This is a genomic window from Promicromonospora noduliphila (assembly GCF_056951025.1).
The window spans coordinates 3,161,892-3,185,419 of the sequence record NZ_CM167806.1 but is presented as its reverse complement, the minus strand read 5'-3'; the positions used below and the strand labels follow the sequence as shown (position 1 = coordinate 3,185,419).

At 73.2% G+C, this 23,528-nt stretch carries 21 protein-coding genes; 14 read left to right on the top strand and 7 right to left on the bottom strand.

Features of this window, described 5'->3' with window-relative positions; genetic code table 11:
• Positions 1-217: 217 nt before the first annotated feature.
• The 3 genes from fabG to AC0QU1_RS13930 all read left to right on the top strand — a co-directional run bounded on the left by fabG (position 218) and on the right by AC0QU1_RS13930 (position 2,455).
• Positions 218-967 (top strand): 3-oxoacyl-ACP reductase FabG, encoded by a 750-nt coding sequence (gene fabG, locus AC0QU1_RS13940; RefSeq protein WP_483570009.1) that lies wholly within the window; start codon positions 218-220, stop codon positions 965-967.
• A 160-nt stretch (positions 968-1,127) separates the two neighbouring features.
• Complete coding sequence (gene fabI / locus AC0QU1_RS13935) at positions 1,128-1,898, top strand: enoyl-ACP reductase FabI (protein WP_483570007.1); 771 nt, start codon at positions 1,128-1,130, stop codon at positions 1,896-1,898.
• Positions 1,899-1,915: 17 nt separating this feature from the next.
• The gene (locus tag AC0QU1_RS13930) at positions 1,916-2,455 is read left to right on the top strand and encodes a SixA phosphatase family protein (RefSeq protein ID WP_483570005.1); all 540 of its coding nucleotides are present in this window, start codon (positions 1,916-1,918) and stop codon (positions 2,453-2,455) included.
• Positions 2,456-2,594: 139 nt separating this feature from the next.
• Here AC0QU1_RS13930 and serB read toward each other — a convergent pair whose 3' ends face one another.
• Positions 2,595-3,215 (bottom strand): phosphoserine phosphatase SerB, encoded by a 621-nt coding sequence (serB, locus tag AC0QU1_RS13925; RefSeq protein ID WP_483570003.1) that lies wholly within the window; start codon positions 3,213-3,215, stop codon positions 2,595-2,597.
• 38 nt (positions 3,216-3,253) lie between these two features.
• Entirely contained in the window at positions 3,254-4,495 is a 1,242-nt protein-coding gene (gene glgC, locus AC0QU1_RS13920; protein WP_483570001.1) for a glucose-1-phosphate adenylyltransferase, read from the bottom strand.
• A gap of 143 nt (positions 4,496-4,638) precedes the next feature.
• Between glgC and glgA the strand changes: the two genes are divergently transcribed.
• Positions 4,639-5,901, top strand: a complete 1,263-nt coding sequence (glgA, locus tag AC0QU1_RS13915) for a glycogen synthase (protein ID WP_483576688.1) — start codon at positions 4,639-4,641, stop codon at positions 5,899-5,901.
• Positions 5,902-5,903: 2 nt separating this feature from the next.
• Here glgA and AC0QU1_RS13910 read toward each other — a convergent pair whose 3' ends face one another.
• Positions 5,904-6,662 (bottom strand): Rv1486c family protein, encoded by a 759-nt coding sequence (locus tag AC0QU1_RS13910; protein WP_483569999.1) that lies wholly within the window; start codon positions 6,660-6,662, stop codon positions 5,904-5,906.
• A gap of 43 nt (positions 6,663-6,705) precedes the next feature.
• On the opposite strand from AC0QU1_RS13910, the gene AC0QU1_RS13905 reads away from it, so the two are divergent.
• From AC0QU1_RS13905 to AC0QU1_RS13880, 6 genes are all read left to right on the top strand, one after another.
• On the top strand, positions 6,706-7,491 hold the full coding sequence (locus AC0QU1_RS13905) for an ABC transporter ATP-binding protein (protein ID WP_483569997.1): 786 nt from the start codon (positions 6,706-6,708) through the stop codon (positions 7,489-7,491).
• A gap of 206 nt (positions 7,492-7,697) precedes the next feature.
• Complete coding sequence (locus AC0QU1_RS13900) at positions 7,698-8,129, top strand: NfeD family protein (protein ID WP_483569995.1); 432 nt, start codon at positions 7,698-7,700, stop codon at positions 8,127-8,129.
• Between the two features lie 114 nt (positions 8,130-8,243).
• The gene (locus AC0QU1_RS13895) at positions 8,244-9,416 is read left to right on the top strand and encodes an SPFH domain-containing protein (protein ID WP_483569993.1); all 1,173 of its coding nucleotides are present in this window, start codon (positions 8,244-8,246) and stop codon (positions 9,414-9,416) included.
• Between the two features lie 262 nt (positions 9,417-9,678).
• A complete protein-coding gene (locus AC0QU1_RS13890) occupies positions 9,679-10,635 on the top strand; it encodes a TetR/AcrR family transcriptional regulator (RefSeq protein ID WP_483569991.1) in 957 nt (318 codons plus the stop codon).
• A complete protein-coding gene (locus AC0QU1_RS13885; RefSeq protein WP_483569989.1) occupies positions 10,635-12,488 on the top strand; it encodes an ABC transporter ATP-binding protein in 1,854 nt (617 codons plus the stop codon). The genes AC0QU1_RS13890 and AC0QU1_RS13885 overlap by 1 nt, the downstream gene beginning before the upstream one ends.
• Before the next feature lie 137 nt (positions 12,489-12,625).
• The gene (locus AC0QU1_RS13880) at positions 12,626-14,551 is read left to right on the top strand and encodes an ABC transporter ATP-binding protein (RefSeq protein WP_483576687.1); all 1,926 of its coding nucleotides are present in this window, start codon (positions 12,626-12,628) and stop codon (positions 14,549-14,551) included.
• Positions 14,552-14,870: 319 nt separating this feature from the next.
• Here the strand turns inward: AC0QU1_RS13880 and AC0QU1_RS13875 are convergent, their stop codons facing one another.
• Positions 14,871-15,641 carry an SDR family oxidoreductase gene (locus AC0QU1_RS13875; RefSeq protein WP_483569987.1) on the bottom strand — a complete coding sequence of 257 codons (771 nt, stop codon included), beginning with the start codon at positions 15,639-15,641 and terminating at the stop codon, positions 14,871-14,873.
• A 101-nt stretch (positions 15,642-15,742) separates the two neighbouring features.
• Here AC0QU1_RS13875 and AC0QU1_RS13870 point away from each other — a divergent pair, with 101 nt between their 5' ends.
• A complete protein-coding gene (locus tag AC0QU1_RS13870) occupies positions 15,743-16,576 on the top strand; it encodes a helix-turn-helix transcriptional regulator (RefSeq protein WP_483569985.1) in 834 nt (277 codons plus the stop codon).
• 58 nt (positions 16,577-16,634) lie between these two features.
• A complete protein-coding gene (locus AC0QU1_RS13865; protein WP_483569982.1) occupies positions 16,635-17,036 on the top strand; it encodes a YchJ family protein in 402 nt (133 codons plus the stop codon).
• A gap of 26 nt (positions 17,037-17,062) precedes the next feature.
• Here the strand turns inward: AC0QU1_RS13865 and AC0QU1_RS13860 are convergent, their stop codons facing one another.
• Positions 17,063-17,674 (bottom strand): response regulator transcription factor, encoded by a 612-nt coding sequence (locus AC0QU1_RS13860; protein ID WP_483569980.1) that lies wholly within the window; start codon positions 17,672-17,674, stop codon positions 17,063-17,065.
• Positions 17,671-18,966, bottom strand: coding sequence for a sensor histidine kinase (locus tag AC0QU1_RS13855; protein ID WP_483569978.1), 1,296 nt, complete (start codon positions 18,964-18,966; stop codon positions 17,671-17,673). Before AC0QU1_RS13855 ends, AC0QU1_RS13860 begins: the two co-directional genes overlap by 4 nt.
• A gap of 186 nt (positions 18,967-19,152) precedes the next feature.
• On the opposite strand from AC0QU1_RS13855, the gene AC0QU1_RS13850 reads away from it, so the two are divergent.
• Positions 19,153-19,821, top strand: coding sequence for a hypothetical protein (locus AC0QU1_RS13850; protein WP_483569976.1), 669 nt, complete (start codon positions 19,153-19,155; stop codon positions 19,819-19,821).
• Positions 19,822-19,975: 154 nt separating this feature from the next.
• A complete protein-coding gene (locus AC0QU1_RS13845; RefSeq protein WP_483569974.1) occupies positions 19,976-22,822 on the top strand; it encodes a hypothetical protein in 2,847 nt (948 codons plus the stop codon).
• Here the strand turns inward: AC0QU1_RS13845 and AC0QU1_RS13840 are convergent.
• Positions 22,797-23,516: a sigma-70 family RNA polymerase sigma factor gene (locus tag AC0QU1_RS13840; RefSeq protein WP_483569972.1), complete on the bottom strand. Its 720-nt coding sequence runs from the start codon at positions 23,514-23,516 to the stop codon at positions 22,797-22,799. The two genes, AC0QU1_RS13845 and AC0QU1_RS13840, sit on opposite strands and share 26 nt — an antisense overlap.
• Positions 23,517-23,528 lie beyond the last annotated feature (12 nt).

Genomic DNA, 23,528 nt, shown 5'->3' with positions numbered 1-23,528 from the left:
AGCACGTCAGCGCACATGCCGACGTCCGCGCGGACCGCCGGCGGGCGGTTGTAGGAAACCGACAAGGACCGGCAGATCCCTGTGGCCCGGCGCGCGCGGCGTGTGTCAGACGCGCGGGGTAGCGTCGCAGCGGACCTGGGCCGACCCAGGTGCCGGCCGCTGCCCCCAGCCCCGCGGCCTCATGCAACGAGCACCACCCAGCATCGAGGAGCTTCAGGTGACGACCACCGATCCCGCCACTCAGAGCATTGCCGCAGGTTCCACCGGCCGCGTAGTCGTCGTGACCGGTGCCGCCCGCGGCATCGGCCGCGCCGTCGCGGAGCGTTTTGTGGCGGACGGCGACCGCGTCGCCACGATCTACCGGGGTGGCGACCTGCCCAAGGGCGTCGAGGGCTATGTGGCGGACGTCACCGACACCGCGGCCGTCGACGCCGCGTTCACGGCCATCGAGGCGGACCTCGGCCCCGTCGAGGTGCTCGTCGCCAACGCCGGCGTGACCAAGGACCAGCTCCTCATGCGGATGAGCGACGAGGAGTTCGAGTCGGTCATCGACGTGAACCTCACCGGGACGTTCCGCTGCGTGCGCCGCGCGTCCAAGGGCATGATCCGGGCCCGGAAGGGCCGCATCGTGCTGCTCGGCTCGATCGTCGCCCTGTCCGGCACGGCCGGCCAGGTCAACTACTCCTCGTCGAAGGCGGCCCTGGTGGGCATGGCCCGCTCGATCACCCGCGAGCTGGGCGCGCGCGGCATCACGGCGAACGTCGTCGCGCCGGGCTACGTGGAGACGGACATGACGGCCGCGCTGTCCGAGAGCGTGCGCGAGGGCTACCTCAAGACGATCCCGGCCCGCCGCTTCGCCACGCCGGACGAGGTGGCCACGGTGGTCACCTTCGTCGCGTCCGAGGCCGCCGGCTACATCAGCGGCGCGGTGATCCCGGTGGACGGCGGGCTCGGAATGGGTCACTGACTCACCCTCAGCCCCCGCTACCTGCGGTTTCGCCCGTACATATCCAACATTCTCGACATGAAACACGGCGCGGAGTTTCGTTCCACGCCGCAATCCGCATTACGCTCGCACCCAGCGCAGGGGTTGCTTCGGCACGCCTGCGCCCGATCGGAAGGACATCATGGGTCTCCTCGAAGGTAAGAAGCTGCTCATCACGGGCGTGCTGACGGACTCGTCGATCGCGTTCCACACCGCCCGCCTCGCCCAGGAGGAGGGCGCGCAGGTCGTGCTTTCCTCCTTCGGGCGGCAGATGAAGCTCACGCAGGCCTTCGCGAAGCGTCTGCCGGTCGAGGCACCGGTGGTGGAGCTCGACGCCACCAGCCAGGAGAACCTCGACGCGCTGGCGGACGCCGTGCGCGCGGAGGGCTTCGACCGGCTCGACGGCCTCGTGCACTCGATCGGGTTCGCGCCCCAGTCCGTCATGGGCGGCAACTTCCTCTCGGGCACCTGGGAGGACGTGGCCACGGCGCTGCACGTCTCCACCTTCTCGTACAAGTCGATAGCCGTGGCCGCGCGGCCGCTGATGACCGACGGCGGCGCCGTCGTCGGCCTGACGTTCGACGCGCAGTTCGCCTGGCCCGTCTACGACTGGATGGGCGTGGCCAAGGCCGGTCTCGAGTCCGCGAACCGCTACCTGGCGCGCGACCTCGGCCCCGAAGGCATCCGCTGCAACCTCGTCTCGGCAGGGCCCATCCGGACCACCGCCGCCAAGTCCATCCCGGGCTTCGCGACGATGGAGGACGCCTGGCCGACCCGAGCCCCGCTCGGCTGGGACCAGACCACCGCAGAGCCGGCCGCGCGCGCCGTGGCCGCTCTCCTGTCCGACTGGTTCCCGGCGACCACCGGCGAGATCGTGCACGTCGACGGCGGCGTGCACGCCATGGGCCAATAGATGGGCAGGAGGCACTGATGGGCAGAGCGTCGGGCACGGAGCCCACCACGTCGCCGTTGTGGCGGCTGGTGTTGCTCCGGCACGCGAAGGCGGAGCCGCCGTCGGACCTTCCCGACGAGAAGCGGCCCCTCGCCCTGCGTGGCCGGGACCAGGCAGTGAAGGTCGGTGCGGCGCTCGTCGCCTCCGGCCTCGTGCCCGACGCCGTCCTCGTCTCCGGGGCGGTCCGCTCGCGCCAGACCTGGGACCTCGCACGCAAGCACCTGGGTGAACCGCCGGTGGTCTTCACCGACGACCTGCTGGGAGCGATGCCACGCGCGGTCCTCGCGCTCGTGCGCGGCCTCGACCCCGTGACGAGGACCGTCCTGGTGATCGGCCACGAGCCCGCGATGGCGGGCACGGCCGAGCTCCTGGCCGGCCCGGGCTCGGAGGACGGCGCCCTCGCGCAGGTGCGCGTCGGCGTCCCGACGGCGACGTACTCGGTGCTGGAGGCCGACGTCGCCTGGGCCGAGTGGGACCGCAGGGTCGCCCGCCTCACGGAGGTCACCCGCCCGGCGTGACCCGCCTGGCGTGATCTGCCCGCCTGGCTCGGCCCGCCCGGCCCGGCCGACCCGCTCGGCCCGCCCCGCCGGTGGAGGTTCTCGGGCGTGTGATCCGTACGTCTGGCCCTCGTTCGGTCTCTGACCGCACGAGGGCCCGTCAGAGGAGCGCGAGCACCCCGTCCAGGCGCCCGTCGATCGCGTGCGGGGCCTGCTCGCGGACGATCGGCTTGGCGTTGAACGCGACGCCGACCCCGGCGATGCCGATCATGCCGAGGTCGTTCGCGCCGTCGCCCACGGCGACCGTCTGCTCCAGCGGGACGCCCAGGCGGTCGGCCCACTCGCGGAGCGTCGCGGCCTTGGCCGCGCGGTCGATCACGGGTCCGACGGTGCGGCCCGTCAGCACGCCGTCGACCACCTCCAGCCGGTTGGCCCGCACGAGCCCGATCCCCAGCTCGTCGGCGACCGGCCGCACGATCTCCTCGAACCCGCCCGACACCAGGCCGAACTCCCAGCCGCGGGCCTGGCACTCGGCGACCAGCTCGCGCGCGCCCGGCGTCAGCTCGACCGCCGCGCGCACCTTGTCGAGGGCCGCAACCGGGACGCCGGCGAGGGTCGCCACGCGCTCGGCGAGCGACGCCGCGAAGTCCAGCTCGCCCCGCATCGCGCGCTCGGTCACCGCGGCCACCTCGTCCCGGGTGCCCGCGTGCTCGGCGATGAGCTCGATGACCTCCTGCCGGAAGAAGGTCGAGTCCACGTCGGTCACGATGAGTCGCTTCACGGGGACCAGTGTGCCGGACTCTCCTTCGAAGCCAAGGGTCAGTCGACGACGGTGCCCTTCGGGACCACCACCAGGCCCGAGTCCGTGACCGTGAAGCCCCGTGCGCGGTCCTCGTCGTGGTCCACGCCGATGCGCGCCCGCTCGTTGATGATCACGTTCTTGTCGACGATCGCCCGGTGCACGTGCGCGTACCGGTGCACCTGGACGTCGTCCATGAGCACCGAGTTGGACACGTTCGACCACGAGTGCAGGTGCACGCCGGGGGAGAGCACCGACCCGGCGGCCTGCGCGCCCGAGATGAGCACGCCGGGCGAGACGATCGACTCGACGGCGTGCCCCATGCGCCCGGACCCCACGTGCACGAACTTCGCCGGCGGCAGCCCCGTGTACCCCGTGTACAGGGGCCACTCGTTGTTGTAGAGGTTGAAGACCGGGTGCACGGAGATGAGGTCCATGTTCGCGTCGTAGAACGAGTCGATGGTCCCGACGTCGCGCCAGTAGTCGCGGTCCCGGTCGGTCGAGCCGGGCACGTCGTTGCGGATGAAGTCGTAGACGCCCGCCTCGCCCTGGGCCACGAACGCCGGGATGATGTCGCCGCCCATGTCGTGCCGCGAGTCCGGGTCGGCGGCGTCCTTGGTGACGGCCTCGACCAGGGCGTCGGCGTCGAACACGTAGTTGCCCATGGAGGCGAGGATCTCGCCTGGAGAGTCGGGCAGGCCGTCCACCTCGGTGGGCTTCTCCAGGAACTGGCGGATCAACGCGCGGTCGCCCGGGTCGACGTCGATGACGCCGAACTGGTCGGCCATGCCGATCGGCTGCCGGATCGCGGCGACCGTCGCCCGCGCCCCCGACTCGATGTGCGCGTCCACCATCTGCGAGAAGTCCATGCGGTACACGTGGTCGGCGCCGACCACGACCACGATGTCGGGGCGCTCGTCGTCGATGATGTTGAGGCACTGGTAGATCGCGTCGGCGCTGCCGAGGTACCAGTGCTTGCCCACGCGCTGCTGAGCGGGCACGGGCGCCACGAAGTTGCCCAGCAGGGGCGACATGCGCCACGTCTTGGAGATGTGGCGGTCCAGGGAGTGCGACTTGTACTGCGTCAGCACGACGACGTGCAGGTAACGCGAGTTGACGATGTTGGACAGGGCGAAGTCGACCAGGCGGTAGATGCCGCCGAAGGGGACCGCGGGCTTGGCGCGCGCGGCGGTCAGCGGCATCAGCCGCTTTCCCTCGCCGCCGGCGAGGACTATCGCGAGGACGCGAGGGGCGGAGGCCATACGGTGAGATTAGGGCCTTTCAGCCCGATACGTCAGGTGGCGCGCGGAGAGTTCGCGCGCGCTAGGTTGGCCCCGTGTCCGACGCCTTCGCCGCCCCCGCACCCCACAGCCCGGTCCCCGGTCCCGACACGGGTCAAGGCCCGGTGCCGGGCTCCGCTCCGCGACCAGCGGACACGCTCCGCGTGGACCTGCTGACCCGCGAGTTCCCGCCGCACGTCTACGGCGGCGGGGGCGTGCACGTCACCGAGCTCGCCGCGGTGCTGCGCCCGCACGCCGACGTCCGGGTGCGCTGCTTCGACGGCCCGCGCGACGCCGCGACCGAGGCGTCCGGCGTCACGGGGTACGACACGCCGGCGGCCCTGTCCGGCGCGAACGCCGCGCTGGCCACCCTCGGCACCGACCTCCTCATGGCCAACGACGTCGCCGGCGCCGACCTGCTCCACTCCCACACCTGGTACGCCAACATGGCCGGCCACCTGGGCGGGTTGCTACACGGCGTGCCGCACGTGGTCACCGCGCACTCCCTGGAGCCGCTGCGGCCCTGGAAGGCCGAGCAGCTCGGCGGCGGCTACGCGCTCTCGTCGTGGGCCGAGCGCACCGCGTACCTGGGCGCCTCGGGCGTCATCGCGGTCTCGGCGGGCATGCGGGCCGACATCCTGCGCGTCTACCCGGAGCTCGACCCCGAGCGCGTGCACGTGGTGCACAACGGCATCGACCTGGCGGGCTGGCGGCGTCCCGGAGCCGACGACGCGGCGGCGCAGGCCGCCGCCGAGGCGACCGTGCGCAGGTACGGGATCGACCCGGACCGGCCGGCCGTGGTGTTCGTCGGCCGGATCACCCGGCAGAAGGGCCTGCCCTACCTGCTGCGGGCCGCCGCGCAGCTCCCGCCGGAGGTGCAGCTCGTGCTGTGCGCGGGCGCGCCGGACACGCCCGAGATCATGGCGGAGGTCCGGGCCCTGACCGAGGGCCTGCGGGAGACCCGCACCGGCGTCGTCTGGATCGAGGAGATGCTGCCGCGGCCGGACCTGATCGCGGTCCTCGCGGCGTGCACGGTCTTCGTGTGCCCGAGCGTCTACGAGCCGCTCGGCATCGTGAACCTCGAGGCCATGGCCGTGGGCCTGCCCGTGGTCGGCACGGCCACGGGCGGCATCCCCGAGGTGGTCGACGACGGCACCACGGGCCTGCTCGTGCCGATCGAGCAGGCCGACGACGGCACAGGCACGCCGCTGGACCCCGACCGCTTCGTCGCCGACCTCGCGGCGGCGCTCACCCGCGTGGCGACCGACCCGCAGGGTGCGGCAACCATGGGAGCCGCGGGCCGCCGTCGGGCCGAGGAGCACTTCACGTGGACGGCGATCGCCGACCGCACCATGGACGTCTACCGCCAGGTGCTCGCGCGGCCCTGACCTCAGACCCGGCCGTAGGTCGCCGCGCTCATGGCGTGGCGGGCCGTGCGGTCCACCTCGCGCAGCGCCGTGGAGCGCTGGTCGACCTGCCAGGTGTTCACCGCGCCGCCGTCGTCCACGGCGCCCAGCGCCACGATGGCGCGCAGGCGCGTGGCCAGGTCCAGCACGCGGGCGCGGCGGCCGTCCAGGTGCGGCACCGGCCACGACGACGTGCTGGCCGAGCGGATCCGCTCGATCGCGTCGGCGGCGTCGTCGCGCCAGCGGGCGACGTCGAGCTGGTCGAGGGCGTCCGTCGCGGTCATCAGGCTGGTGCGCAGCTCGCGCTCGGCGTCGGCCACCGAGCCGATGGTGCCGTGCACGAGCGTCGTCCACGCGGGGATCGCCAGCACGTGCCACGTCACCAGGTGCCCCGGCTCGAGGTGGCTGCCGAACGCCTGCACCCGCGGCACGGCGGCCCAGCTCCCGGCGGGCGTCGTGACCACCACGCACTCGCCGGCCTCCGTGGCCTCGTGGTTGGCGGCGGCCGGCACGCCCGCCGCGTCGCCCGGCGCCGGCAGCAGCGCGCAGACCTCGCGTGGCCCCTGGGTCCAGGCGGTGAAGAGCGTGCCCAGGTCGGTCCCGTCGGCGAAGCCGGCCAGCCCTTCCACCGTGTGCGGCTCGTCGTCGCCCACCACTGACTTCACGGCGTCAGAGGTGTCGCCGACGCCCTGCAGCCAGAGGGCGAGCAGCACGCTCCGGGGGAGGTCCTGTTCGGTGTTCACCGCAGCACTGTAAATGACAGCCGACCAGGTAGGGTCGGTGGTCATGAGCACGGTTCTCCACCTAGCGGGCGTCACCGTCCGTCGCGGCACCTCGACCATCCTCGACTCCGTGGACTGGCAGGTGAACGAGGGGGAGCGGTGGATCGTTCTCGGCCCCAACGGCGCGGGCAAGACGACGCTGCTGCAGATCGTCGCCGCCCGCCTGCACCCGACGTCTGGCACGGCCACCATCCTCGACTCGACGCTGGGCAAGGTCGACGTGTTCGAGCTGCGCCCGCGCGTGGGCCTGTCGAGCGCCGCGCTCGCCGAGCGCCTGCCGACGGCGGAGGCCGTGCGGGACGTCGTGCTGACCGCCGCCTACGGTGTGACCGGCCGCTGGCGCGAGAGCTACGACGAGCTCGACGAGCAGCGGGCCAAGGACCTGCTGGCGGCGTTCGACGTCGACCACCTCGCCGACCGCACGTACGGCACGCTCTCGGAGGGCGAGCGCAAGCGTGTGCAGATCGCGCGTGCGCTCATGACCGACCCGGAGCTGCTGCTGCTCGACGAGCCGGGCGCCGGCCTCGACCTGGGCGGCCGCGAGGAGCTGGTGGGCGCGCTGTCGGAGCTCGCGAGCGATCCGGCCTCGCCCGTGCTGATCCACGTGACGCACCACGTCGAGGAGATCCCGCCGGGCTTCACGCACCTGCTGCTCATGAAGAAGGCCGGTATCCAGGCCGCCGGGCCGATCGAGGAGGTCCTCACGGCGGACAACCTCTCGGCCGCGTTCGGGCTGCCGCTGATCGTCGCGCACGGCGGCGGGCGCTGGCTCGCCCGCGCCGCCCGCTGACCCCGGAACCCGCCGCACGCCGACCCGACGTGCCGCCCGCCGAACCGAACCGTTCGACACACCGATTTTGCTACCGCTGTGTCAGTGGTCCTTGGTAAAGTCCGCGCAAAGGTCCGAGGTGGCGACAGATCACCGAGGCCCCGCCGTCGGAGCGGTTCCGGCGGCGACCGGCCGCCAGCCGGAGTGGACGCTCGGAGGGAGCACCCATGGCGTGGTTGTGGTGGGTAGGCGCGGCACTGGTCTTCGCGCTGATCGAGCTCTTGTCGTTGGACTTCGTCTTCATCATGTTCGCGGGTGGCGCGCTGGCCGCAGCCGTCGCGAACGGGGCAGGCCTCGAGCTGTGGGTCCAGGCCGTCGTGTTCGTGGTGGCCTCGGTGGTGCTGCTCGTGACGCTGCGCCCCACGCTGATCCGGCACCTGCGCAACAACACGCCCAAGGCGCCCACCAACGCGGAGGCGAACGTGGGGCGTACGGCGTCGGTGGTCCAGGAGGTCAGCACCTCGTCCGGACTGATCAAGCTCAGCGGTGAGGTGTGGAGCGCCCGGGCCGTGCCCGGTTCGCCTCTCCTGCCTGCCGGCACTAGCGTTCGTGTCGTCCAGATCGACGGCGCGACCGCCGTCGTCGAGCCGGAGGCGTAGCCGCCTGGCGCCTGGGCGCTGCCTTTGAAGTTCTCAGCGTGAAGAAGTCCCAGACAGTCCAGTCAGAAGCATGAATCGTCCGTGCGGGCCTAGGTGCCCGCGTAAGGAGACGTCGTGGAGTCATTCGGGCAAGTCCTGCTCTACCTGATCATTGCCCTGGTCGTGATCGTCGGCATCGTCGCGGTGATCCGCGCCGTGCGGATCGTTCCTCAGTCGGTGGCGCTCGTGGTCGAGCGCCTGGGTCGGTACTCGAAGACGCTCGACCCGGGCCTGCACGTGCTGGTGCCGTTCGTCGACCGAGTCCGTGCCGGTGTGGACCTGCGTGAGCAGGTCGTCTCGTTCCCTCCTCAGCCCGTGATCACCAGCGACAACCTGGTGGTCGAGATCGACACCGTCATCTACTTCCAGGTGACGGACGCCAAGTCCGCTGTCTACGAGATCGCCAACTACATCACGGCGATCGAGCAGCTCACCGTCACCACGCTGCGTAACGTCATCGGTGCCATGGACCTGGAGCAGACGCTCACCAGCCGCGACCAGATCAACGGGCAGCTTCGTGGCGTGCTCGACGAGGCGACCGGGCGCTGGGGCATCCGCGTGAACCGGGTCGAGCTCAAGTCGATCGACCCGCCGCCGTCGGTCCAGGGCTCCATGGAGCAGCAGATGCGCGCCGAGCGTGACCGCCGCGCCGCCATCCTCACCGCGGAGGGTGTCAAGCAGTCGGCGATCCTCACCGCCGAGGGTCAGAAGCAGTCGGAGATCCTCAAGGCCGAGGGTGACGCGCAGGCGCAGATCCTGCGCGCCGAGGGTGAGTCGCGCGCGATCATGCAGGTCTTCGAGGCCATCCACCGCGGCAACGCGGACCCGAAGCTGCTGGCCTACCAGTACCTCCAGACGCTGCCGCAGATCGCGAACGGCACCTCCAACACCACCTGGGTCATCCCCACCGAGTTCACGGCGGCCCTCGGCAACATCGCCAAGGGCTTCGGCGGGCCCGGCACGCCGGGCACCCCCACGCCGCCCGACGACGGCCCGCAGGGCCCGTCCGGCCCGCGTGAGCCCGGCGACTCGGTGCTCGACGAGCCCCTGCTGCCGGACCCGGCCGAGGCCCTCGCCGAGGCGCAGCGCCAGGCCGAGGCCGCGGTGGCCGACGCGACGAGCGCCGGGACGCGCTCGGGCGAGCCGTTCGACCCTGGCAGCACGCGCGGTCAGCGCCCCGAGGGCTCGCAGGGCTCGACGCCGCCCCCGCCGGTACCCCCGGCGCCCCCGGCCCCGCCGGCCAGCTGAGCGTAGGCGGTCCACCGGCGTAGAGCCGGCGGGACAATAGGCGGCCTGCTGGCGTAGAGCCGGCGGGCCAACTGGCGGGATAGAACTGGCGCCGGAGTGCTGACAAGCACTCCGGCGCCAGTCTTTTGTTGTGCCGGGCGGCGCCCGCCCTTTGTGCCGGACGGTCCCCGCCGCACGGCGGGTTCGCTCTCCGTCTGGCGCCGGGATTCGCTCTCCGGAGAAAAGTTTCGGAGTGAGCGCTCACTCATTTACTGTCGGCGGCATGGACAACGCACGGCCCCGCGCCTCCCGCATGGCCCCGGAGGACCGCAAGGCTGCCATCGTCGACGCGGTGCTCCCGCTCGTGGCGGAGCGCGGGCACGACGTCACCTCCCGCGAGCTGGCGCAGGCCGCCGGCGTCGCGGAGGGCACGCTGTTCCGGGCCTTCGGCGACAAGACGGCGCTCGTGGGTGCCGTCGCCGTCGAGGGACTGGCCCGGGCGGGCCGGCCGGAGGAGACGCTCGCCGAACTCACCGGCATCGATCCGGGGCTGCCGCTCGAACGGCGGCTGGAGCTCGTGATCGAGCTGGGCCGGCACCGGGTGGCCGAGGTCATGCGGTGGATGTCCGTGCTGCGACGCATGGCGCCGGTGCCCGGGGCGCCGGAGGGTCCGGTCGTGACTCCGGGGGTGCCGGGTTCCAAGGACGGGCCCCCGTACGTACCGGGCGCGGTGCCCGGTCGGCCCGTCGTCCCGGGCGTGCCGGGTTCGAGCGACGGACCCCCGGTCCTGCCGCAGCCGGTGCCCGGTCAGCCCGTCGTGCCCGGGCCGCCGCCCGGCGCCGGAACGGCCGCCGACCAGCACGAGCGCATGCGCACCTACCGCAAGGTGTTCCTGGACCAGCGCACCCGCCAGCGTGCGGCTACGGTCGAGGGGATCACCGCCGTCCTCGCTCCGGATGCGCACCGGCTGCGGGTCCCGGTCGAGGTGGCGATCTCGCTGGTGGAGTCCGCCATCGCGGGCGCGCACCTGCGGATCGACCACCTGCAGCCCACGGTGCCGGCCGACGTCCTGGCCGACGCCCTCGTGAACGGGATCGCCGGACCCGGAAAAATGCCTGGCCCTCGTGCAGCGGACGGTGCAGCCTCCACTGCGGGACCCGGCACCTCGGCCCGTGGCGCTCCGGCCACCGGCTCGTCAGCTCTCGGTTCTCCAACCCCCAGCCCCGAAGGGAACTCTTGATGCTAGTCACGCTCGCCCGGAAGTACCTGGGCCCGTACCGCTGGGCGGTGGTCGCGGTGCTGGTCCTGCAGCTGGTGCAGACGCTCGCCGCCCTGTATCTGCCCAGCCTGAACGCGGACATCATCGACGAAGGCGTGGTGCTCGGCGACATCGGCTACATCTGGAGCACCGGCGGGTGGATGCTGCTGGTCTCGCTGGGCCAGGTCGTCGCCTCCGTCGTCGCGGTGTACTTCGGTGCGCAGGTCGCCACGGCCTTCGGCCGGGACCTGCGGCGCGACCTGTTCCACACCGTGCAGACCTACTCCGCGCGCGAGATGGCCCGGTTCGGCGCGCCGACCCTGATCACGCGCAGCACCAACGACGTGCAGCAGGTCCAGATGACCGTGCTCATGACGTTCACGATCATGGTGATGGCGCCGATCATGCTGGTGGGCGGCGTGATCCTGGCGCTGGCCGAGGACGTCACGCTGTCGGGGCTGCTGCTCATCATCGTGCCGGTGCTGGCCGGCACGGCGGGCGTCATCGTGTGGCGCATGGTGCCGCACTTCCGGCGCATGCAGAAGCGCATCGACGCCATCAACGGCGTGCTGCGCGAGCAGATCACCGGTCTGCGGGTGGTCCGGGCGTTCGTGCGCGAGCGGCGGGAGAAGGAGCGCTTCGGCCAGGTGAACGAGGAGCTGTTCGACACCTCGCTGCGCGCCGGCCGCCTCATGGCCCTCACGTTCCCCGTGGTCATGCTCATCATGAACATGGCGTCCGTGCTCGTGCTGTGGTTCGGCGCGCGCGAGATCGAGACGGGGGGCATGCAGATCGGCTCCCTGACGGCGTTCCTGAGCTACATCATGTACATCCTCATGGCCGTGATGATGTCCACGATGATCTTCATGATGATCCCGCGCGCCTCCGTCGCGGCGGAGCGGATCGGGGAGGTCCTGGAGACCGAGTCGTCGGTCGTGGACCCGGAGTCGCCGGTCGCTCTGCTGGGAGTCTCGCCGGGCGCCACCGCCGCCGTCGGCCCCGCGGACGGCGACGGCGCGACCGCCGGCGCGGTCTCGCCCGGCGCGGTCTCGGCCGACGGCGACGGTGCGGGCCCCCGCGGCCGGGTCGCCTTCGAGAATGTCGAGTTCCGCTACCCGGGCGCCGAGGAGCCCGTGCTGCACGACCTGACGTTCACGGCCGAGCCGGGCCAGATCACCGCGATCATCGGCTCGACGGGCTCGGGCAAGACGACGCTGCTCAACCTGGTGCCGCGCCTGTTCGACGCGACGGCGGGCACGGTTCGCGTGGACGGCGTCGACGTGCGCGACCTCGCGCAGCGCGACCTCGGCTCCCTGATGGGGCTGGTGCCGCAGAAGGCGTTCCTGTTCACGGGGACCGTCGCGGACAACCTCCGGTACGGCAAGCCGGACGCCACGGAGGAGGAGATGTGGGCGGCGCTCGAGGTGGCGCAGGCCCGCGACTTCGTCGAGGCGCTGGGCAACGACGAGAACGGGGGCGGCCTGGAGGCCGTCGTGGCGCAGGGCGGTGCGACGTTCTCCGGCGGGCAGCGGCAGCGGCTCGCCATCGCGCGGGCCGTGATCCGCGACCCGCGGATCTACCTGTTCGACGACAGCTTCTCCGCCCTCGACTACGCGACCGACGCGCGGCTGCGGGCGGCGCTGCGGCCGCGGACCGCGTCCGCCACGACGATCATCGTCGCGCAGCGGGTGGCCACCATCCGCGACGCCGAGCAGATCCTGGTGCTCGACCACGGCCGCATCGTGGGCCGCGGCACGCACGCGGAGCTGCTGGCCGACAACCCGACGTACCAGGAGATCGTGACGTCCCAGATGAGCCTTGAGGAGGCGGCGTGAGCACGGACGAGAAGCCCCAGGGCGAGAACCAGGGCGGGGCGACGACGGCCGCGCCGTCGGCACAGGGACGTGGGCCGGGCGGAGCGCCCGGCCGAGGGCCGGGTGGCCCAGGCCGCGGACCGGGTGGCGGCGGGCCGATGGGAATGGGCATGGGCATGCCCGTGCAGAAGCCGATGGACTTCATGGGCTCGATGCGCCGGTTCGCGAGCGCGCTCAAGCCGGAGCGCCTGAACATCGTGGTGCTCATGCTGTTCGGCATCGGCTCGGTGGCGCTCACCGTGCTGGGCCCCAAGCTGCTGGGCAACGCGACGAACGTGATCTTCGCGGGCGTGGTGGGCGCAGGGCTGCCCGCGGACCAGACCGTCGAGGAGGCGGAGGCCGGCCTGCGCGCTGCGGGCCAGGACCAGATCGCCGACCTGCTGTCCGGCGTCCCTGGCCTCGTGCCCGGCGCGGGCATCGACTTCACGCTGCTGATGCAGACCCTCGGCTGGGTCGTGGCGGCGTACCTCGGGGCGTTCCTGTTCGGCTGGCTGCAGGCCCGCATCACCACCGGCGTCGTGCAGCGGACCATGCGGGACCTGCGCGACCAGGTGGAGGCGAAGCTGCACCGCATCCCGCTGTCGTACGTGGACAAGCAGCAGCGCGGCGAGATCCTGTCGCGCGTCACCAACGACATCGACAACGTGGCCCAGACCACCACGCAGACCCTCGCGCAGCTCGTGACCGCGGTGCTGACGGTGATCGGCGTGCTGTTCATGATGTTCTGGATCTCGCCGATCCTGGCGCTCGTGGCGCTGGTGACGGTGCCGCTGTCGGTGATCCTGACGGCGCAGATCGCCAAGCGCAGCCAGCCGCAGTTCGTGGAGCAGTGGGCGGCCACGGGGCGCCTGAACGCGCACATCGAGGAGTCGTTCACTGGCCACGCGCTGGTGAAGGTCTACGGGCACCAGGAGGCGACGGCGGAGGCGTTCGCCAAGGAGAACGGCGCGCTGTACGACTCCAGCTTCAAGGCGCAGTTCATCTCCGGCACCATCCAGCCGGCGATGGGCTTCCTCGCGAACCTGAACTACGTGGTGGTCGCGGTGATCGGTGGCCTGCGGGTCGCGTCGGGCACGCTGTCGCTGGGCGACGTGCAGGCGTTCATCCAGTACTCGCGCCAGTTCACGCAGCCGCTCACGCAGGTGGCCTCGATGATGAACCTGCTGCAGTCGGGCGTCGCCTCGGCCGAGCGGGTCTTCGACCTGCTGGATGCGCCCGAGCAGTCGGCGGACCCCGCCGAGTCGCAGAAGGTCGAGCCGGTGCGCGGCCGGGTCGCGTTCGAGGACGTCACGTTCTCGTACACGCCCGACCAGCCGCTCATCACCGGGCTGAACCTGGTCGCCGAGCCCGGGCAGACGATCGCCATCGTGGGCCCGACGGGCGCCGGCAAGACGACGCTGGTCAACCTCCTCATGCGGTTCTACGAGGTCGACGGCGGCCGCATCACGCTGGACGGCGTCGACACGCGCGACATGTCGCGCGACGACCTGCGCTCCTCGGTCGGGATGGTGCTGCAGGACACCTGGCTGTTCAAGAGCACCATCGAGGAGAACCTGCGGTACGGCGTGCCGGACGGCGAGACGGTGGACGAGGAGAAGTTCCTCGCCGCGACCCGGGCCACCCACGTCGACCCGTTCGTGCGGACCCTGCCCGACGGCTACGACACCGTGGTGGACGAGGAGGGCTCGTCGGTGTCGGCCGGTGAGAAGCAACTCCTCACGCTGGCGCGCGCCTTCCTCGCCGACCCGGCGATCCTGGTGCTCGACGAGGCGACGTCGTCCGTGGACACCCGCACCGAGGTGCTGGTGCAGGAGGCGATGAACCGGTTGCGCAAGGACCGGACGTCGTTCGTCATCGCGCACCGCCTGTCCACCATCCGCGACGCCGACGTGATCCTCGTGATGGAGCACGGCGACATCGTGGAGCAGGGCTCCCACGAGGAGCTGCTCGCGGCGAACGGCGCGTACGCGCGCCTGTACGCGAGCCAGTTCGCGGCGCCGGTCGTGGAGGAGCCGGTGGCGTGACCGTCGCCGTCGTGCCGGGAAGGCGCCCCGGTCCGACGGCGACGGTGCGCCGGGAAGGCGCCACGGCGCGGCGCGGCGCCGCGCGGCGACGGTGTGCGGTGAGAACCGCCCCGCGGGGGTGTGTTGCTCTGCGTAGAAGGTGTCTACGCGGAGCAACACACCCCCGCGGGGCTCTTGTCTCCGGACGTCCTGTCTCCGGACGCCAGACCCAGGTGGCCCAGACCCCGGCGGCCCAGACCCCGGCGGCCCAGACCCCGGCGGCCCAGACCCCGGCGGCCCAGATCCCGGTGGTTCAGGGTCCGGCGTCCGGACCGTCCCGCTACCGCGCGTCGGCCGCCGCGTGCGGGTCGGTCGCGTTGAGGGTCGCCACGACCTGGTCGTAGTCGCCCCTGACCTCGCCGTAGCGCAGGAACTTGACGCGCTCGACCTGGATCTCGTGCGCGTCCGGCTGCGACTCCAGGAGGCCCATCGCCTCGTCGGCGAACTCGTCGAGCGGCATGGCGTGCGGGTTGGTCTCCTGGCCCGGCATGAGCTCGGTCTGCACCGACGGCGGCACCAGCTCGATCACCGACACGCTCGTGCCGGTGAACTGCAGGCGCAGCGTCTCCGACAGCATGTGGATCGCCGCCTTGCTCGCGTTGTACGACGGCGTGATGCCCAGCGGCGTGAAGGCGAGCCCCGACGACACGGTGACGATCGTCGCGTCCGGCCGGCTCTGCAGGTGCTCGGTGAACGCCGCGACCAGCCGGATCGGGCCCAGCACGTTGGTCGTGATGGTCGCCTCGGCGTCCTGGAGGAAGGCCGGGCTGCGCCAGTCCTCGGCCCGCATGATGCCCGCCATCGCGACCAGCACGTTCACCGCGGGGAACCGTTCGATCACGTCGGCGGCCGCCGTGGTGATCGAGTCGGGGTCGCTGGTGTCGACCACCACGGTGCCGAAACCGTGCTCGGCGGCGAGGGCGTCCAGCGCGGCGGCACTGCGGCCGCCGACGATCACGGTGTTGCCCTTGGTCTGGAGCCGGACGGCGAGCGCGAGGCCGAGGCCGCGCGTCCCGCCGGGGATGAAGATGGTGTTACCGGTGATGTTCATGTCACCACCGTGCGCCCGGCGCACCGACGGCGGGAGAGACCCGGCGAACCAGGGACCCGCGGTCCCTGGTTGGCCCGGGCGGCGCGGCGCACGATAGGAGCATGAACCGTGCAGCCCTCGCCGACTTCCTCCGCCGACGCCGGGAGGCCCTGCGTCCGTCCGACGTCGGACTGGTGCCTGGGCCGCGCCGTCGGGCAGCGGGCCTGCGCCGCGAGGAGGTCGCCGCGCTCACCGGGATGTCCGTCGACTACTACGCGCGGCTGGAGCAGCAGCGTGGGCCGCAGCCGTCCGAGCAGATGCTCGCCGCGCTCGCCCGGGCGCTCCGCCTGACCGTCGAGGAGCGGGACTACCTGTTCCGGCTCGCCGGGCACGGCGTGCCGCGGCGCGCGCCGCTCGACTCCCACGTGGCGCCGGCCCTGCTGCGCGTGCTCGACCGGCTCGAGGACGCCCCGGCCCTGATCCTCTCGGGCCTGGGCGAGGTGCTGGTGCAGAACCGCCTTGCCGGGGCGATCTTCGGTGAGCCGCCGGCTACCGGCCTGGCCCGCAGCACCGTCTACCGGTGGTTCACGGACCCCGACTCCCGGAAGGTGTACCCGCCGGAGGACCACGAGCGGCAGGGCAGGAGCCAGGTCGCCTCCCTCCGGGCCGCGTACGCCGCCGCCGGCCCGGGCTCCTTCGCCGACGAGATGCTGCGCGCCCTCCTGCGGGAGAGCGAGGAGTTCGCCCGGGTCTGGGAGCTGCACGAGGTGTCGCGCCGGTTCGAGGACCACAAGACGCTGGTGCACCCGGAGCTCGGCCGGATCGAGGTGGACTGCCAGGCGCTGTTCACCGAGGACCAGTCGCAGGCGCTCCTGGTGCTGACCCCGGCGCCGGGCAGCGAGGCGGAGGAGAAGATCCGCCTGCTGGCCGTCCTGGGCCACGAGACGTTCGCCTAGTTCGGCGGCGGTGGGTGTCTTGGGCGGGGGTGCGGGCGCAAGGTGCGAGGATCGTCCGGTGCACGACGACGACCGCTGCCCCTGCCTCTCCGGTGACACCTACGGCGCCTGCTGCGGGCGCTATCACTCCGGCGCCGCAACGGCTCCGACCGCCGAGGCGCTGATGCGCTCGCGCTACTCCGCGTTCGCGGTCGGCGACGACGCCTACCTCCTGGCGACCTGGGCACCGGGCACCCGGCCCGACAGCGCGGGGATCGGCGACGAGCAGTGGCGCCGCCTGGACATCCACCGCACGGAGCGGGGCGGGCCGTTCGACACCACCGGCGTCGTCGAGTTCACCGCGTACTACCGCTACCCGGCCACGGGCGCCCGGGGGAGCCTGCGCGAGACCAGCCGGTTCGTGCGCGAGGGCGGGCGCTGGTACTACGTCGACGGCGAGCGGGAGGCCCGCCGAGACTGACCCGCACCGCGCCCCGGCGCGACCGCTCAGATCCAGCCCTCCTCCCAGGCGCGGTGGGCGGCCGCGTGGCGGGTGGCGACGTCGAGCTTCGCCATCGCCGACGACAGGTAGTTGCGCACCGTCCCCGGCGCGAGGTGCACGGTGGCCGCGATGTCCGCGACGGGCGCCCCGGTGCGCGCCGCACGCAGCACCTCCAGCTCGCGGTCCGTGAGCGGGCACTCGTTCTCGGTGAGCGCGGACGCGGCGATCTCCGGGTCGACGTACCGGTGCCCCGCCGCGACGTCGCGCACGATCTGCGCGAGCCGCGCCGCCGGCGTCGACTTGGGTACGAACCCGCTCACCCCCGCGGCGAGGGCCCGGCGCAGGACGGCGGGGCGCGCGTGCCGCGTGACGATGATGACCCGCGGCGGCGTGCCGTCGGTCCGGGCCAGGATCTGCCCGGCCGCGTGCAGCCCGTCGGCGGGCGGCATCTCCAGGTCGAGCACGGCGACGTCGGGCCGGTGCTGCTCGGCGAGCCGCACGGCGTGGGTGGTGGTGGCGGCCTCTGCCACGACCTGCAGGTCGTCCTCGAGGTCGAGGAGGGCGCTGAGCGCCCCGCGCAGCAGCTCCTCGTCGTCGGCCAGCAGGAGGCGGATCATCCGGTCACCGTCGCGGTGACCACGAACCGGCCGTCCTCGGCGGCCCAGGACAGGCGCCCGCCGACGGCGTCCAGCCGCTCCGCCAGGGAGACGAGCCCCGTGCCGTCGCCGGTCGCCGCGGTTCTTTCGCCTGGCTCGTCCGGCCCGTCCAGTCCGGCTGACCCGACGGCCTCGCCCGGCCCGGCCGACCGGCCGAGCGCGCCCGTTCTGCCGCCTGGTCGGTTCGGCCCGTCCGACCCTCCGGCCCGCACCGGCCCCGCCCCGTCGTTGTCGATCACGAGGCGCGCCCCGCCGTCGTCGGCCACCAGGACTATCGCGGCGCGCGTGGCGCGGCTGTGCCGCAGCACGTTGGTGGTGGCCTCGCGCACGACGAGGCCGAGCAGGCTGCGCGGGCCCTGGGGGAGGGATGCGGCGAGGTCGGCGTCGACGTCGGCGTGGACGGCGACGCCCGCGGCCGCGAGCACCCTGGACGCGTTGGCGATCTCGGCGGTGAGGGTGGTCCGCCGGTAGCCGTGCACCAGCGCGCGGGTCTCCCGCAGGGCGTCCCCGGCGAGCTGCTGCACCTCGCGCATCTGCGCGGCCGCCCGCGCCGGATCGGCCTGCGCCAGCCGCGCCGCGAGCTCGCTCTTCAGAGCGATCACCTGAAGGTGGTGGCCCTGGATGTCGTGCAGGTCGGCGGCGAACCGGAGGCGCTCGTCCGCCACGGCGAGCTGTCCGGCGAGGCGCCGGGCGTGGTCGAGCCGGGCCGCGACCTGCCAGCCGTGGAGCATGCCGAGCATCGCCGGGCCGAACGCCACGACCATCAGCGCGGGCATCCACGTCGCGTGCGCGACGTTGGGCTCGCCCATGGCCAGGGCCGTGACCAGGCCGACCGCCGGCAGGACGACCAGCGCTGCGCCCAGCACCAGCCATGCCGCGCGGACGCGCAGGAACAGGACGAGCACGGAGATCGTGGCGGCGGGCGCGAGCGACCAGAGCCCGAAGTTGCCCAGGGCGAGCGGCACGGCGGCGGCGACGGCGCCCGCGCAGCAGGCGGTCGCGAACCAGGCGGCCGACGGCCGCTCGTCCGCGATCCGCCGCTCCAGCAGGACGCCGCAGGCCACGATCGTCGTCGCCGTCGCGAGGCCCGTGACCGCGCGCGGGCCGGCGGGGACGTCGGGGTCGAGCACCCAGTCGCCGACGGCGAAGCCCAGCACGCACGCCACGGTCCCCGCGAGGGCCCACCAGGTGTTGCGGCGGAAGCTCACGAGGCCGCTGCCGCCGTCGTCCGCGACGGCCCGTGCGGTGCTCATGACGCCATCCTGCCAGCGGCCGGGCACGACGGGGGCGACCCGCCGGACCTTGATGACATCTGTCATGCCAGGTCGTGACAGGTGCCCGCCCCGAGGTGCGGTCCGGCACTACAGGCCGCCGTCGCCGCCGGACAGCGTGGAGACCAGCGCGGCGAGGAGCGCCGCCCGGAGCGAGGAGACGGAACGATGACGAGGACGACGGGTCGGATCGCGGCGGCGCACGCGGCACGCGGTGCGGGACACTCGACGGGAGACCGGACGGCGGTGGGCGCGGTACGCGTGGCGGGAGACACGGCGGCGCGCTCGGGCCACGCGGTGGCTCACACCGCGGGCGACGGTACGGCGGGCGGCGCGGGGCACGGTGTGGGCCACACGGCGGCACGCGCCGCAGGCGACGGAACGGCCGACAGCGCGAACCGCGCGGCGGCGCACACCAACCCGCCCGCGACGCCGAGGCGCAAGGTCGGCAGGTTCCTCCTGCACCTGGCCGAGATGGTCGTGGTCATGATGCTCGGCATGATGCTGCTGGCGCCGGTCTGGGACTGGGCGGGCGCGGCCCTCGGGATCCAGGCCGTGCTGGCCCGCCCCGACGTCGGCGCGGCGGTGATGGTGCTCGACATGGTGGTGGCGATGACCGCCTGGATGCGGGTCCGGCGGCACGGCTGGGCCGCGATCTGGGAGATGAACGCGGCGATGGCGGCGCCGTTCGCCGTGCTGGTGGTGCTGTTCTGGGCCGGTGCGGTCACCGCGGGCGGCCTGATGCTCTGGGGCCACGTGCTGATGGTGCCGGCCATGGCGGGAGCGATGCTCCTGCGCCGAGGTGAGTACATGAACCACGCCCACGCCCGCCACTGATCCGCGGCGGGCAGCGAAGTCGTGACTTGGCATCGAGATCGGTCCAGGCCTGGACCGATCTCGATGCGAACTGCCGACGTCACGATGCAACCTGCAGGTCCGGCCCGCGTGGCGGCGGGCGCGTCGCCGTCGGGTACCTCTACTTTGGGGCGCTATGGAAGAACCCAGCATCCTCGAGCTGCGGATCCACGGCATCGCGAACACACCCCCGCAGGGCTCGCTCGACCTGCCGCGCGCGGAGGTGACGCAGTCCGACGGCGACGGCCTGGGCAGCTTCTGGGCCCCGACCCCGGCCGCCGAGGCGCGGGACAAGGCGCTCCCGCCGGGCGACGTCCACGCCATCCGGCCCGACGTGCGCCGCGAGGCCTACTCCTGGGGCGCGATGGCGCGGCTCGGCCGCCTCCCGTTCGGCGGCGTGCTCGGCGTCGTGGGGACGGCGGCGGTGCGCCTCCTGTGGGCAGCGATGGTCCCGTTCGGCCTGGCCAACGCCGCGTACTGGGCCCGCCGCATCCCCGACCCCGAGCCCGGGGCGCACGGCACACCGGCGTCGGGCCGCCTGCGCCCGGAGGCAACCGCAGCGCTGACCCGCGTCTTCGCGCTCGGGCTCACGCTCCTGTTCGTGTCGGCCGTCGCGACGGTCGCGCTGTCGATGATCGGCACGCGCTGCATCGGCCTGGCCACGCCGGGCCCCGACTCCGTGGTCCCGGTCTGCGCGCGCATCCCCGCCGCGCTGTACGGCCTGGCGCGGATGGACGTCGGCGACCGGCTGGCGCTGCTGTCCCTGGCCCCGGTGCTGCTGATCGTGGTGCTGGTGGTGATAGCGCGCAGCGGCCAGGTCCGGTTCGAGTCGAAGTTCTCGGTGATGCGTGCGGGCCGCACGGTGGCGCCGTCGGGCCCGCCGCTGTACCGGGCCGGGTTCTGGTCGCAGCGCTCGGGCTCGGGCCTGCTGTGGGCGCACCTGGGCGCGTCCCTCGCCCTGACCGGGCAGTTCCTCACCTGGACGCGCTACGCCGACGCCGGCCTGCCGATGCCCTGGCTGCCCCTGACGGCCATGGTCGTGATGCTGGGCGCGTGCGTGTTCGTCGCCCTGCGCACCGACGACGACGGCGTGCAGGCGGTCACCACCCGCTGGAAGGGCCGGGCCGGCCTCGGCGTGTTCGTGGCCGGCCTGCTGGTCTGGCTGCTCGCCTGCTACGCGTGCCTCGCCGGGCCGCAGCCGCAGCAGATGCCCTCGCTGATCGGCCTGGACCTCGTGCCGGCGCTGCTCGGCGTCGGCCTCGGCGGCATCGCCGCGACGGGCCTGGCCTGGCGCACGGCGCGCAGCGCCTGGGCCATCGGCGCCTGGACGGCCGTGCCGGTGATCGCCACCGCGTGCGTGGCGGTGGTGCTGGTGACCGACCCGGACGCGTCCCTGCGGTACCTGCTCGTCGCGGTCGCCGTCCTCGCCGTGCTGAGCCCCGCCGCGGTGGTGCTGGCGGCGATGCTGCTGCGCCGTCGGGCCCACGAGGGCTGGAACGGCGCGGGGCCCGGCGTGTTCCTGCTGGTGTCGGCGGCGTCGGCGGCCGTGTACTCGAGCCTGCTCGTGCTCGGCGTGCAGTGGTTCCTGCGCGACGGCGAACAGCCCGCACCGGAACCCCTCGGGAACGGCCTGGTCGGCGTCGTCCGCAGCGTGCCGGACCCCGACCTGGTGCGCGTGCCGCCCGTCTACACGGAGTTCGGCACGTCGTCCGTCGTGATCGTCCTGGTCTCGCTCGTGCTCATCGTGGTGGCGCTGGCCGGGCCGTACGTCGTGGACACCCTCCGTTCCCGGGCGCTGTGGATCCCGCGCGCGCCGCGCACCCTCGGCCCGCCCTACGGCCCTGCGGTGCCCGCCTGGCGCGCGGTCGCGGACGCCCCCGACCCCGACGGCGGCCCGAACCCCGTGCTGGAGCGCGTGCTGCGCGGCCGGCAGGTCGCCGCGATGTCGCACCGGGTGGAGCTCGCGGGCGGCGCCCTGGCGGCCGCCGCCTACGTCGCGGCCCTCGTGGCCCACATCCCGCTGATCGCCCAGCACGACGACACCGGCTTCGTCCAGGTGCCCCCGTGGCTGTCCGGGCTCGCGGTGCCCGCCCTCGGGGCGCTCGCGGCCACCCTTGTCGTCAGCGCCCTGGCGGGCGGCGGTGCGGCGGGCGGCCTGGCCCGGCCCTGGGGCCTGCTGTGGGACCTCCTGTGCTTCCTGCCGCGCAGCGCGCACCCGTTCGGCCCGCCGAGCTACGCCGAGCGCGTGGTGCCGGAGGTGCGGTCCCGCGTCGACGCCTGGCTCACCGGCGCCGACATCGCCGACGACGCCGAGCGCGAGCGCGTGGCGCCCACCCGGCGCGTGGTGCTGTCCGCGCACTCGATGGGCGGCGTGCTGGCCGCCGCCGTGGTGCTGATCCGCGCGGGCAACCCGGTGTCGGGCGACTCGCCGGACGCCGCCGACGGCCGCCTCGGGCTGCTGACCTACGGCGTGCAGCTCCGCCCGTTCTTCGGCCGGTTCTTCCCGGACCTCCTGGGCCCGACGACGACCGGCACGCCGCCGTGCACCGGCCCGGCCTGGTCGGCGGACCCGTGGGGCGGGCAGGTCAGGAACGGGAGCAGGCCGGACGTGCGGCCGGTGGAGGGTTCCGGACCCGGGGCTGCCCCGGCGGCGCCGTTGACGCCGGAGGGCCCCGAGCCCGGTCCGGGGGAACAGGTCACGCTGATGTCCCTGCTGACCTGCGGTGCGAAGCCCGCGTGGGTGAACCTGTGGCGGCGCACCGACTTCCTGGGCTTCCCGGTGGTGGGCTACGGGGTGAACGAGGTCGACCGCGGGGCCGAGGAGATGGACCGGGCGGCCTATCTCTTCGCCGTGGCGGCCCACTCGGGGTACCAGACGTCGTGGGCGTACCACGAGGCGCTGGACGAGGTCATCGGACGGCTGACGCCGGCTGGGCCGTCGGGTGCCCAGCCGGCGGTCACGCGGCGAGCGGAGCCGGACTGACGACGTCGCGGAGCCGGGCCAGCGCCGTCTCGAGGATCTGCGCCACGCGCTCCTTGGTCACGCCGAGGCGGCGGCCGATCTCGTCGAGGGTGCGCGTGGTGCCGTCCACGAGCCCGAAGCGCAGCTCCAGCACCCGGGCCTCCACGGCGTCGAGGTGCCGCAGGGCCTGCCGGACGCGGCGGCGCAGCATGGTCTGCTCAGGGGTCGGGCCGCCCGAGCCGGTGTGCTCGGCCTGCTCCGCCGCGGCGACCGCGCGGACGATGGAGCGGCGCACCCAGCGGTGGGCGTAGGCGGCGAACGTACCGTGTGCGGGGTCGTACGAGTCGGCGGCGCGGACCAGGCCGACGTTGCCCTCCTGCACGAGGTCCATGAACGGCAGGCGGCCCGAGTACGTGGTCGCGATGGCCGGCACGAGGCGGAGGTGGGCGAGGACGAGACGCTCCTTTGCGTATTGCCCGTCCTTGACCCGTGCTTCGAGCTGGAGGCGGAGGCTGGGGGAGACCGCCGTGGCGTTGAGGGTGCGAGCGGCGTCCGCTCCGGAGACTGCCCGCTCCAGGAGGGACTCGAGCTGCGCGTCGTCCAGCGTGGGCGTGCGCTCGATCATCGCTGCGTAGGACTGGGGCAGGGCCGGATGCGGAACGGGTTCCTTGCCGCGCCGCGCACGGGACGACCGAGGATTTCGGGTAGTTCTCATCGCAACTCTCCT

What these genes read in the sequence shown, in the direction of transcription:
- AC0QU1_RS13900 (WP_483569995.1), top strand. Translation starts at nt 7,698, where the DNA reads ATGGCGTGGTTGTGGTGGGTAGGCGCGGCACTGGTCTTCGCGCTGATC.
- glgC (WP_483570001.1), bottom strand. Translation starts at nt 4,495, where the DNA reads ATGGCCTCCGCCCCTCGCGTCCTCGCGATAGTCCTCGCCGGCGGCGAG.
- AC0QU1_RS13860 (WP_483569980.1), bottom strand. Translation starts at nt 17,674, where the DNA reads ATGATCCGCCTCCTGCTGGCCGACGACGAGGAGCTGCTGCGCGGGGCG.
- AC0QU1_RS13845 (WP_483569974.1), top strand. Translation starts at nt 19,976, where the DNA reads ATGGAAGAACCCAGCATCCTCGAGCTGCGGATCCACGGCATCGCGAAC.
- AC0QU1_RS13885 (WP_483569989.1), top strand. Translation starts at nt 10,635, where the DNA reads ATGCTAGTCACGCTCGCCCGGAAGTACCTGGGCCCGTACCGCTGGGCG.
- AC0QU1_RS13880 (WP_483576687.1), top strand. Translation starts at nt 12,626, where the DNA reads ATGGGAATGGGCATGGGCATGCCCGTGCAGAAGCCGATGGACTTCATG.
- AC0QU1_RS13850 (WP_483569976.1), top strand. Translation starts at nt 19,153, where the DNA reads ATGACGAGGACGACGGGTCGGATCGCGGCGGCGCACGCGGCACGCGGT.
- AC0QU1_RS13870 (WP_483569985.1), top strand. Translation starts at nt 15,743, where the DNA reads ATGAACCGTGCAGCCCTCGCCGACTTCCTCCGCCGACGCCGGGAGGCC.
- fabI (WP_483570007.1), top strand. Translation starts at nt 1,128, where the DNA reads ATGGGTCTCCTCGAAGGTAAGAAGCTGCTCATCACGGGCGTGCTGACG.
- AC0QU1_RS13840 (WP_483569972.1), bottom strand. Translation starts at nt 23,516, where the DNA reads ATGAGAACTACCCGAAATCCTCGGTCGTCCCGTGCGCGGCGCGGCAAG.
- AC0QU1_RS13905 (WP_483569997.1), top strand. Translation starts at nt 6,706, where the DNA reads ATGAGCACGGTTCTCCACCTAGCGGGCGTCACCGTCCGTCGCGGCACC.
- AC0QU1_RS13855 (WP_483569978.1), bottom strand. Translation starts at nt 18,966, where the DNA reads ATGAGCACCGCACGGGCCGTCGCGGACGACGGCGGCAGCGGCCTCGTG.
- AC0QU1_RS13890 (WP_483569991.1), top strand. Translation starts at nt 9,679, where the DNA reads ATGGACAACGCACGGCCCCGCGCCTCCCGCATGGCCCCGGAGGACCGC.
- AC0QU1_RS13875 (WP_483569987.1), bottom strand. Translation starts at nt 15,641, where the DNA reads ATGAACATCACCGGTAACACCATCTTCATCCCCGGCGGGACGCGCGGC.
- AC0QU1_RS13930 (WP_483570005.1), top strand. Translation starts at nt 1,916, where the DNA reads ATGGGCAGAGCGTCGGGCACGGAGCCCACCACGTCGCCGTTGTGGCGG.